This is a genomic window from Rhodothermaceae bacterium (genome assembly GCA_009838195.1).
GTDB lineage: Bacteria > Bacteroidota > Rhodothermia > Rhodothermales > Bin80 > Bin80.
Genome location: VXSC01000003.1, coordinates 31,286 through 42,093, shown reverse-complemented (window position 1 = coordinate 42,093; position 10,808 = coordinate 31,286). Strand labels below are relative to the sequence as shown.

Sequence of the window (10,808 nt, the reverse complement as noted above, 5' to 3'; positions counted from 1 at the left end):
GGATCGCGCTAAGGTAGCGCTAATCAGGCAGAACCGTCCTGCTATAAGATCTAATGAACCGTCCATCTCTCAGGGCATTGTCCTGCCTATCCTGAGCGATCTCGGATGGAACGTGTTCGATACCACTACTGTCTGGCCTGAATATTCGACGGGCGAAGGCCGTGTCGATTTCGCCCTATGTGCCCCATCCAAGAAACCGAAATGTTTCTTGGAAGTGAAGCGTCTAGGCAAGGCGGAGGGCGGTGTGAGGCAGGCCCTGGAATATGCGTTTCATGAGGGTGCGCAGTTTGTTACACTCACCGACGGTAAAACATGGAGTTTCTATCTGCCAGCCGAGCACGGGAGCTACGAGGATCGGCGAGTCTTCATGCTAGACCTATTCGAACGATCCGCAAGCGAGTCCGCCGAAGTATTGTACCGCTATCTCGACCAAGAACGGGTTGCTTCAGGAGAAGCACTTGAAACAGCACGTAAGGAATATCGCAACAAAAACCGGCGATTGGCCGCACGGGAAGCAATCCCCGAAAGTTGGCACGAACTCGTAGAAAGAAAAGACAAGCAGCTAGTTGAACTATTGACTGATGCCGTGGAATCAAAATCTGGTATACGACCCGATGAAAAAGATATTTTGAATTTCTTGTCACGAAAGTTGACAGCCGATGTCCTCGTTCCAGTCCACCCCCCTAAACCCCGTGGCGGTACTTCCTCCCGTGAAACCAAAGTGCCGAGGAATATCAAGTCAACGGATAAGAGATCTTTTGTCCTTCTCGGCGAGCGCTTTTCTTACGGTCCTGCTATAGACGCAATGGTTCTCATACTAAGCGAACTCGCGAAAAGTGATCCAACCTTTCTCCAGCGTTGCTCCGAACATCCCGCATTCCGAGGGCACAAAAGGAAGTATGTTGCTCGGTCCGCTGTAGAACTATATCCAGACAGACCAGACATGGCCGAGAAATACAGAAATCTGCCGGGAGGTTGGGTAGCCGGGACGTATCTCAGCAATCAATTGAAAATAAAGATTATCCGGGGAGCAGCCGAGGTAGCGGGTATCACCTTCGGGCGTGACGTTATAATCGATTTCTAGATCACCTATTGTTGCCATTTGAACTTCCCTTCAAGGCACATTGCTTTCTTGCCCAAATTTTTGCCGGTTCTCGCTAAATGTTATCAATCGGCGCGGCCCGACCGGAATACCTATGATAAGGAATTTGTCGCTTGTTTCACTCTCGGATCTGGAGATCTATCCGATTTGCTCGGCACTTAGACGGTCGCCACGATTGACGACAATAATCGTCTCCTATCGGGGAGTGCTACTCTCTACAAAGCTAGTTGTGGATGCATTTCATTCGACCAGAAAGTGGGAATCAACTAATTGGCTCTGATACCTACGAGAGAGGATGTCCCTGAACGTCGAGACGGGCGCGTCTTTCTATGCGTTTCGTTTCAGCAAGCCTCGGGCCAGCGCTGGATCTATTCCGCGATCGCAACTACCCTTGCATCTTAACCAACAATGTAATCCGTGCTGACATGGGATCCCCACCCGCCAGCACGATACGTTAATTCGCCGCCTCCATCTTGTGATTTAGTATATAGATATTTTTGACATTATGAAACTAAAAGAGACTGCAAGAAACCAGTGCATGGCGGGCTCCCTCTTTGCAATTAAGAGAACACACGCGGCGAACGCTCTGTTCATATCTAACACGGTTCGTAAGTTTGCTTTATTGAGCTCGGGCCGAGTGCGATCTTTTTTCTCAGTAACACCTTTGCTCTCCCATGATGTCACGACGGAAACTCGTTGGTCTGACGGCACCAAGCGGTGCCGGAAAATCCAGCCTCGCACAACGGGTGCTGGAAGAATTCCCGTCTATGCAACTATCTGTATCCGTAACGACAAGGCCTCCGCGCTCCTATGAACAACATGGCCGGGAATATTATTTCGTTTCCGTGCCAGAATTTGAGCGCCTGATTGCCGAAGAGGCCCTCCTCGAATATGAGGAGGTGTACCCCGGGCGTTTCTATGGGACACCACTCTCTGCCCTCACAGAGTCCGATGGTCCTCTGTTGCTTGATATTGACGTCAAAGGGGCTGCCCGGGTTCGCTCTGCTTACGGCGGGTTCTTTATCTTCGTTGCTCCACCATCGGAAACTGAACTAAAAAACCGCCTGAACAACCGGGGTACAGAATCCGCAGAGACACTTGATCTGCGGCTGCAAAGAGCAGAGCTTGAACTTGCCTGTGCTGATCAATTCGATGCTCTAGTGGTAAACGATTCTCTCGATAGAGCTGCAACGGAAGCGATTGCGCTAATTAGGGACTACCTTCACGATGAGTGAATCAAGCCGAATTACAGAACTGCATGGTAAGCGCCTTCTTCTCGGCGTGACCGGAAGTATCGCTGCATACAAGGCTGCCGAATTGATTCGTCGGCTGCGAAAGCTTGGTACCGAAGTACAGGTCCTGGCAACGCAGGGGGCGTCTCAGTTTATCTCACCGACAACCCTGGCAACCTTGTCTGGTCGAAGTGTGCTCACAGACCTGTTCGATGGGACAGAAGAGGACACCTGGACCAAGCACATCACTTTGGGGCATTGGGCAGACCTCTTCGTGATTGCACCCGCAACAGCCCAGACTCTGGCAAAATTGGCGAATGGGTTTTCGGACAATATGCTGACCGCAACCGCGCTGGCGGCCCGCTGCCCGATACTGATATGCCCGGCCATGGATCATGATATGTATATGCATCCTTCCGTCCGCTTGAACCTGAAACGCCTCCAAGGATTCGGCTACCATGTGCTGCCTCCCAGCTATGGAGAACTGGCCAGTGGGCTCGTTGGGCTGGGCCGCCTCCCGGATGCGGAAGATATCCTCGAACGGATTGCGTCCCTTTTGCCTGACGAGTTGCGTGGCAAGCATGCTCTGGTCACTGCCGGCCCCACACGTGAGCCCATCGATCCCGTTCGAGTTCTGACCAACCATTCGACCGGTACGATGGGCTTTGCTCTTGCAAAAGATCTTGTCCGGCGTGGAGCACAGGTGACATTGGTGACCGGTCCTACGTTGTTAAACACTCCTGATGGGGTGCGGCGCATTGATATCACCACGAGCGCAGAAATGCTTGAAGCGGTCTTGGCCCATAAGGATGCGGATTTTGTCTTTATGGCGGCGGCGGTGGCGGATTATGCGCCAGATGAGACTCTTTCTTCAAAAATCAAGAAACAGGAGGATCAACTTACGCTCCGGCTGCACCGAACCTCTGATATCCTCGCGAAGCTGGGGAAACGACGTCGGAATGATCAAGTCCTGGTCGGCTTCGCCATGGAGACGGAAAACGGTCTTGCGAACGCCCGGAAAAAACTCACCGATAAGAACCTGGACTGGATTGTCCTTAACAACCTGACCGAAGAAGGTGCCGGCTTCGGTACGGGAACCAATCGCGTGACTCTCATCGGGAAAGATGGCTCGTCCTTCCCATTGGAGGTAATGTCGAAAGAGGAGGTTGCCACAGCCCTTCTGGATCGAATCTTGACTGATTGTGCATAAAGTGTTGAAAACTGCCGGGAATCTCGACAGGATCACACAATAATTGCACAGTAATTTTATCTCGTGCGGGTACAACTATTTTGGCTTTCAAGCACATGTGTGCAATGACCTCCGCACTTCATCACCTTAAAGACAGCCTCTCTGCGGAGGCAGGCCTACACGGCCCGCTTATCCCATTAGAGCAAACAAATTTATTTGCACGGAAGATCATGGACCTGGTTGACGCACAGAACCCTGTACACCAGATCCGATCCCTCGATGCGCTCCAGGACTACGTAGACTCCTCGGTTCTCGTTCCGATTGATGCGCAGCGTACGCATGCTGTTTTTGGCGAGGGAAACCCACACGCAAACATCATGCTTGTTGGCGAGGCACCTGGAGCGGACGAAGATCGACAAGGCAGGCCCTTTGTCGGTCGGGCCGGTCAACTGCTTGACAAAATGATCGCGGCAATCCATCTATCCCGGAACGAGATCTTTATTGCAAATATTCTCAAATCCCGCCCTCCCAGGAACCGTGACCCGAAGCCTGACGAGATTGCTGCCCATCTGCCTGTTCTCTACCGGCAAATGTCCCTTATTCAACCTAAATTTATTCTCTGTCTAGGGCGGATCGCTTGTCAGACCTTGCTTGGAACCGGTGCTCCTCTTGGAAGACTGCGAGGGCAGGCTCACCCCTACCATGGAAGCACGCTGCTTGCTACCTATCACCCGGCAGCTCTTTTACGAAATCAGAACTGGAAGCGCCCAGCCTGGGAAGACTTGAAACTCCTACGACAGCTGTACTCGGCTCTATAGACCCTCTAACACCATGCAAAGCGAAGCAATTTCCTCGTGGGGCTCCATCCTGGTTGAGAATTTGCAGGATTCCTCGGGGCGTATTCCTCCTCAGGCTGTTGAGGTTGAGAAGTATGTCCTGGGAGCAACGTTGATTGATCCAGAGGCCGTAAGCATTGCAACGGAAATCCTGCCTGCTGATGCCTTCTATTTCCCGAAGCATAAAAAAATATATCAAGCCCTTTTAGATCTTTCTGCTAAGGGGCAACCCATAGATATCATTACGGTTGCTGAGCACTTGAGAGCAACTAAGCAGCTGGACTTCGTTGGTGGCATTTCATACCTGAATGACCTTACTGAACATGTCGCAACTTCCGCAAATACGGAACACCACGCACGCATCATAAGCCAGAAAGCTCTCTTGCGCAAACTTATTGGAGCAATGGGTAAGCGGATCACAGAAGCTTATGACCCGGCAGCCGATGCGTTTGAGCTCCTTGACGCAGCAGAAAAGGACCTCTTTTCCATCTCTGAAAGCCAGGTTCGCCGGTCAGCAAAAAACCTAAAAGACGTGGTGCGGGAAACGATTGACCATATCCAAAGCATTGCGGATCGACCAGGAGGCCTTTCCGGAGTAACCAGCGGATTTACAGATCTCGACAAATTGACTGGTGGATGGCAGGACTCTGACCTAGTTATCATTGCCGGTCGACCGTCAATGGGGAAAACTGCGTTCGCCCTATCGTGCGCACGTAACGCGGCCTTGGCCTCCCAGAACCCCGTAAGTTGCGCAATTTTCTCCCTGGAAATGAGTGCTCGGCAACTTACTCAGCGCCTGCTGACCTCCGAAGCCAAGGTAAATGCCCAGAATGCCCGTACGGGAAAGCTGAGCCAGAACGATCTTCACGCTGTTGTGGATGCCGCTGGAAAATTGGGCCTCGCTCCGATCTTTATTGACGATTCGGATGGTTTGGGGGTCTTGGAATTACGCGCTAAATGCCGCCGATTAAAGTCTGAACATAATATTGGGCTTGTGCTGGTCGATTACCTGCAACTCATGGAGGGGCAGAGCAGGGATAACCGAGAGCAGGAAATCGCAAATATCTCTCGCTCTCTCAAAGGACTTGCAAAAGAGCTTGATATTCCTGTGATCGCACTCAGTCAGTTAAATCGAAATGCGGAGGATCGAAAAGACAGGCGACCACAATTGTCGGACCTGCGTGAGAGTGGTGCAATTGAACAGGACGCCGATGTCGTCGCATTTATCTATCGTGCATCGTATTACGGCATCGAGGCCGATAAAGATGGTCACTCAACCAAAGGAGTCGCGGAGATCATTGTGGGCAAGCACCGGAACGGTCCAACCGGGACCGTCAAGCTTAACTTTGAGACGGACTTCGCCCGCTTTTCAAATCTCGAAGTGTATCGGCGACAGGAGGACTATACCCCCGAACTCGAGGACTGGTCTGTCTGATGTAATGAGGTGACGGGCGGATTCGAACCGCCGTACAAGGCTTTGCAGGCCTCTGCCTAGCCACTCGGCCACGTCACCTTGGCACGCCCGGCAGGACTCGAACCTGCAACCTGCGGATTCAGGTTTGTGCCGGTTTCCCGACTCCCTGGACTATCTCTTCACCTTTTTCAGTTATGCCTGAAGGAAGGGGTGGCCGTCTAGTCTCTACACCTTCCCCTTGGGGCTTGGCTCGGGATTACCGTGGACCTCTGTTCCGTAGGCTTCCCCGAATTTGACCACTTACTCGCTGGCCGTTTCCAGCCAGCGGCCCGCTTTTGCTGCAGAAGTCCGCTGCTCTATCCAGTTGAGCTACGGGCGCCTGTATGTAATAGAACTGGTATCCGCGTGGTCGGGGCGGCCGGATTTGAACCGACGACTTCTGCGTCCCAAACGCAGTGCTCTACCGGGCTGAGCTACGCCCCGAATCGGATGGTCTACGTGACGGCTTTCAATTCCGCGCGAACGTCTTCCTGCGGAACTATCTTTTCTCTGAAGCGGAAGCTCCCGTTTGGCTTCTTTTCCGCAACAACGAGCTTGGCCATCACTTTTCGCTCTTGACGGCGCTTGAGGACCTTGTCTCCAAACGATTGTTTCTTGGCCATCTTTACTTGATCTCCCTATGCAGTGTGTGCTTTCGTAGTGCCGAATTGTACTTTTTGAGCTCCAGTCGACCCGTCGTGTTACGCCGATTCTTGACCGTTGAATACCGGCTCGTACCCGGAGCCTCCGTACATTCAAGGATTATTTTTTGTCTAACGTCTTTTCCTTTCCGTGCCATGTTACAGTCTTATCTATTTAGACCGAGATACCTTGCGCCCGCGCTTCACGCAATACTGCCTCAACTCCTTTCTTGTTGATGGTCTTGATCGTTTTCGCCGAAACCCTCAGCTTCACCCACCGCTTTTGTTCGGGTAGATAAAACCGTTTCGTCTGAAGATTTACTCCAAATCGACGACGCGTCTTGTTATGCGCATGTGAGACATGGTTGCCCGACATGGGCCCTTTGCCATCCAATTGATCCTTACGTGCCATTGGTTTTTACCCCTTTCCTGTTTTGGGCGACCGGCTTATATGAATCCTTTTGCCAAACGGTTCCCAAATCAGTGACCCCGGGTAACGGCTTGGCTCGGCTCACTCCGTGCTGCACGCCACGCCGGGTAGAGCGCGGCGATCAAGCACAAACCAAACGAAACCCCCAAGATGAGAACCAAGTCCAGGATCTGAATCGAAACCGGGTAGGCTTCGATTACAAAGGACTCTGCCCCCAGGAGCGGGACAAGTTGAAAATATTTCTGGAGGAGCAATATCCCGAGCCCTACCACGAACCCGGTTCCGGCACCAATCAGCCCGATCATCCCGCCCTGCACGAGGAATAGTTGCCGAATATCCCTAGAAGTGGCCCCCATCGCCTGCAGAACGCCAATGTCCCGTTTCTTTTCCACAACAACCATGGTGAGCGACCCCACAATACTGAACGCTGCGACCACGCAGATGAGAACCAGTATGATGGATGCCCCCCATTTTTCCAGCTGCATAACATCATAGAGAGAGCGCTGAAGGTCGTACCAGGTTTGAACCCTTAGCCCGCTGGGATAGGCGGCTTCAAGTGCTTGCTTCACCTGCTGTGCCTGCCCCAGGTCGGTGAGTCGTAATTCGATCCCGGTAACGGCACCGTTCAGATGAAAAATGTCCTGTGCCTCACTGATTCCAATAAATACATGCGTGTTGTCGTAGGTCTCTTCAAGTTTATATAACCCTCTTACCTCAAATTCTTGTACCGCTGGCGGAGAGAAGACGCGTGTGAGCATTTGCCCCAGCCCTTGTGCAGAAAACAGCATTGCCCGGCTGTTCTCAGAGCCTGGAGACAGCCCCAGGCGCTGCCCCAGGCTGAATCCCATCACCATTCCCTGTTCGCTGGTGTCAAACTCCCCGGCTACGAGTCCCGCTCCCATGGCATTATCCGCCACACCTCGCAGGACGACAACGCGGTTGACTTCTGACTGTGAGACAGTTACCAGGAGGGCTTTCCCTTCAACGTAGGGCTCCGCGCTTAGAACCTGCGGAATCTGCTTGGCTTGTTCGGCGATCCTGTTTGCTTCTTCCTGCGGCAATCCACCTCCAGGCTCCGCGACGATGCGAACATGCGGGTCCATGGAAACGAGCAGGTCTCTCACCACATCATAAAACCCGTTCATGACAGACAAAACCACAATCAGCGCAGCGACACCGACGGCCACACCGGCCATAGAAATCCCCGAAATAATCGTAACCAGCGGGATTCGCTGCTGGCTGTGCAAGTACCGTTGTGCAATAAATAGTCGATAATTCATCCCTGGGATTTGAGTTTCCTTGCTGTGGTCATACGCCTCGGGCCAGACCTGTAGGCTTGCTTCGGATTCGGGATAGGCTATACATTGAATCGAAAAAGGATCACATCTCCATCTTGTACGACGTACTCCTTGCCTTCGGACCGCATAATCCCCGACGCGCGCGCGGCGGCCTCGGAGCCTACGCGAATCAAGTCTTCGACCCGCACGGTCTCTGCGCGGATGAATCCGCGTTCAAAGTCGCTATGGATTTGTCCTCCTGCCTGTGGAGCACGTGTTCCGTTTTTGACGGTCCACGCTCGTGTTTCCTTTGGTCCATGTGTAAAGAACGTAATAAGGTCCAATAATTTATATGCTCTCTGGATTAAGCGTTGCAGTCCATCTGCCTGCAGCCCTTCACCTGCCAGGAAAACGGCTTTTTCTTCCTCCTCCAGGTCTGACAACTGCGCCTCGAACTCTGCGCTCAGGATCAGGCATTCTGCCCGCTCTCTGGCGGCAATCCTCCGAACTTGTTCGGCCCAGCCATTGCCCTGAGGCAAATCTGTCTCCCCCACGTTCGCAATATAAAGAACTGGCCTGCTGGTTAAGAGAAATAATCCCCCCATATAGTTCTGTTCTTTGTGGGAGAGATCACTTAAGAGCCGCGCGGGGTTGCCCTGTGACAGATGGGTAACGAGGCGTTTTGCAAACGCAGCCTTTGCAACCGCATCTGCCTCTCCTCCTTTCGCCGCTTTCTCCCACTTTTCAGCAAAGCGCTCCGCCGTTTCCAAATCTTTCAATAAGAGTTCCGTGTTCACAACCTCAATGTCTCGCTCTGGATCTACGTTCCCGGCAATATGGGAGATCCCGGAAGCATCGAAACAACGCACAACATGTATCAGCGCATCTACCTGTCGAATATGCCCCAGAAATGCATTCCCCAGTCCTTCGCCGCGGGATGCGCCGGCGACGAGTCCCGCAATATCTACAAACTCTATCGTGGTTGGGACAACTCGTTCGGGCGGGGAAATGGCAGCCAGTTGTTCCAGTCGTTCATCCGGCACGGGCACAATTCCTCGATTGGGATCTATCGTGCAGAACGGATAATTTGCTGCGACTGCGCCAACCCCGCTCAGCGCATTAAACAGAGTGGATTTCCCAATATTGGGTAATCCAACGATACCACAATTGAGAGACATTGCCCGGAACTATCAAATTTTGGCTGGGATGTGGCTGATCTCCGATCAAATGAGTGATCGGTTTTGCAGAGATGATATGCTCAGAGTTGTACGCTTGTCTAAGACGCTCTCTTTGTTACTCTTGGCATTCCAACTCCTTATACGTTCGCCGGGCAGCGAGGCTCATTGTCAGGCCTTGTTTACTGATTGGTCGATATGCTGGCCTATTCAGAGTTAATGAAAAATGGGCATGCGTTTTGTCTGTTATCCTCATCGGACTCACTAATGGATGCAGTCGAAAAGCTTGATCCATTAAACTGGAATAGCGGTCCTATTTGACACAGAATGAACGCCGATTGCCTCTGATGTGTAAACAATGCTTTCGTTGCACATGCCGATCAAGTGGTAAAGCTATTCCAAACAACCTGTGTGTTCATTCTCCTGACCTTAAACGGGTTTATGGCACTTGCCCAGTCGTCCCATATACAAGCTGGACTAGGAGGTTGGCCAGGGGCCGGCATGCAGTTTGTACATGTTCAGGCCCGCAGTATCTACTCGCTCGAGGTTCTTGCTTCGGTTGATACCGAGCTTTGGAAAGAAAGAACTCCCGTGTATGTCTCTGCAGGTGTTGGAGCCGCCCTGAGGCCTTTAGGGATTCTTCGTGTGATTGGTCAGGCAAACTACTCCTATGATCTATACCTAGGGATCCGATTCGGTCCTGCGCTAACATTTCTGCACGAACAAACCCGCGCGGAAAAAAATCGTCAATTCAGTCTCTTCCTAGACCCTTTCCTTCGATATACCCGACCAGTTGGACAACAAACCGCTTTCATTGAAATCGGATCACAGCGTCCCTCTCTGCGCATAGGGCTTTGGATTCCTCTTGACTGAAGCTATCCTTACAGGTACTATGTCCCTGTAGTGAGCTTGAATAAGCTCAACGACACTTACAGATCTCTTCACAAAGCAGAAGGAAGTTGTTTCAAGAACTAACTCGAGTGCTGAGTGTCCTGTCGGCTAACCATTTCTTCCCATCCTTGACGGCCTCCCTCGCTTTTTATCAGTCTCCCCTCCTTTCTCAATCTGAACGCAATCGTATCCAGCACTCCATTCACAAAGTCCTTACTTTCCTCTGTGCTGAAAATTTTCGCTAACTCAATTGCCTCATTCATCGTTGCCTTGGGTGGAATCTGGTCAAAGTGCAAAAACTCACAGACCGCCATGCGAAGAATAATCAGGTCAATCCTGAGTATGCGGCCTAAATCCCAGTTCCTAGCATTTTCAGAGATAATCTGATCCAGTTGATCCTGGTTGGAAATCACGGTTTCGAACAGCCGGATCCCCATTTCCGTTGCCCCATCCTGTCTTGGCAGTCTTGGCAAAAGAGTCGTCTCATACACATGTGTCTGAGAATCACCACTGAGCATATGCGCGTAGAGTGCCTGCAGGGTCGCGTAGCGGGCACGGCGACGAGGTGGTATTGTCATTGGA

Annotated in this window: 11 protein-coding genes and 2 tRNA genes; 6 read left to right on the top strand and 7 right to left on the bottom strand. The window is 52.0% G+C overall.

Translation table 11 applies throughout. The features are described from left to right. Nucleotides 1-214: 214 nt before the first annotated feature. The 5 genes from F4Y64_00870 (at nucleotide 215) to dnaB (ending at nucleotide 5,794) form a co-directional block, all read left to right on the top strand. Nucleotides 215-1,084: a hypothetical protein gene (locus F4Y64_00870; protein MXX96154.1), complete on the top strand. Its 870-nt coding sequence runs from the start codon at nucleotides 215-217 to the stop codon at nucleotides 1,082-1,084. Nucleotides 1,085-1,779: 695 nt separating this feature from the next. Next, the gene (locus F4Y64_00865; protein MXX96153.1) at nucleotides 1,780-2,337 is read left to right on the top strand and encodes a guanylate kinase; all 558 of its coding nucleotides are present in this window, start codon (nucleotides 1,780-1,782) and stop codon (nucleotides 2,335-2,337) included. Continuing rightward, on the top strand, nucleotides 2,330-3,544 hold the full coding sequence (gene coaBC / locus F4Y64_00860) for a bifunctional phosphopantothenoylcysteine decarboxylase/phosphopantothenate--cysteine ligase CoaBC (protein MXX96152.1): 1,215 nt from the start codon (nucleotides 2,330-2,332) through the stop codon (nucleotides 3,542-3,544). Before F4Y64_00865 ends, coaBC begins: the two co-directional genes overlap by 8 nt. A 104-nt stretch (nucleotides 3,545-3,648) precedes the next feature. After that, entirely contained in the window at nucleotides 3,649-4,341 is a 693-nt protein-coding gene (locus tag F4Y64_00855) for a uracil-DNA glycosylase (GenBank protein MXX96151.1), read from the top strand. Between the two features lie 13 nt (nucleotides 4,342-4,354). Next, on the top strand, nucleotides 4,355-5,794 hold the full coding sequence (gene dnaB / locus F4Y64_00850) for a replicative DNA helicase (GenBank protein MXX96150.1): 1,440 nt from the start codon (nucleotides 4,355-4,357) through the stop codon (nucleotides 5,792-5,794). 7 nt (nucleotides 5,795-5,801) lie between these two features. Here the strand turns inward: dnaB and F4Y64_00845 are convergent. The 6 genes from F4Y64_00845 to ychF all read right to left on the bottom strand — a co-directional run bounded on the left by F4Y64_00845 (nucleotide 5,802) and on the right by ychF (nucleotide 9,338). Continuing rightward, nucleotides 5,802-5,872, bottom strand: a tRNA-Cys gene (locus F4Y64_00845). Nucleotides 5,873-6,179: 307 nt separating this feature from the next. Then, a tRNA-Pro gene (locus F4Y64_00840) sits at nucleotides 6,180-6,256 on the bottom strand. A gap of 181 nt (nucleotides 6,257-6,437) precedes the next feature. Continuing rightward, nucleotides 6,438-6,611, bottom strand: coding sequence for a 50S ribosomal protein L33 (gene rpmG, locus F4Y64_00835; GenBank protein MXX96149.1), 174 nt, complete (start codon nucleotides 6,609-6,611; stop codon nucleotides 6,438-6,440). A 17-nt stretch (nucleotides 6,612-6,628) separates the two neighbouring features. After that, nucleotides 6,629-6,865 carry a 50S ribosomal protein L28 gene (gene rpmB / locus F4Y64_00830; GenBank protein MXX96148.1) on the bottom strand — a complete coding sequence of 79 codons (237 nt, stop codon included), beginning with the start codon at nucleotides 6,863-6,865 and terminating at the stop codon, nucleotides 6,629-6,631. Between the two features lie 68 nt (nucleotides 6,866-6,933). After that, on the bottom strand, nucleotides 6,934-8,163 hold the full coding sequence (locus tag F4Y64_00825; protein MXX96147.1) for an ABC transporter permease: 1,230 nt from the start codon (nucleotides 8,161-8,163) through the stop codon (nucleotides 6,934-6,936). Between the two features lie 77 nt (nucleotides 8,164-8,240). Further along, nucleotides 8,241-9,338: a redox-regulated ATPase YchF gene (ychF, locus tag F4Y64_00820; protein MXX96146.1), complete on the bottom strand. Its 1,098-nt coding sequence runs from the start codon at nucleotides 9,336-9,338 to the stop codon at nucleotides 8,241-8,243. 438 nt (nucleotides 9,339-9,776) lie between these two features. On the opposite strand from ychF, the gene F4Y64_00815 reads away from it, so the two are divergent. Next, on the top strand, nucleotides 9,777-10,208 hold the full coding sequence (locus tag F4Y64_00815) for a hypothetical protein (GenBank protein MXX96145.1): 432 nt from the start codon (nucleotides 9,777-9,779) through the stop codon (nucleotides 10,206-10,208). 98 nt (nucleotides 10,209-10,306) lie between these two features. Here F4Y64_00815 and nusB read toward each other — a convergent pair whose 3' ends face one another. After that, nucleotides 10,307-10,804 carry a transcription antitermination factor NusB gene (nusB, locus tag F4Y64_00810; GenBank protein MXX96144.1) on the bottom strand — a complete coding sequence of 166 codons (498 nt, stop codon included), beginning with the start codon at nucleotides 10,802-10,804 and terminating at the stop codon, nucleotides 10,307-10,309. Nucleotides 10,805-10,808: the final 4 nt, after the last annotated feature.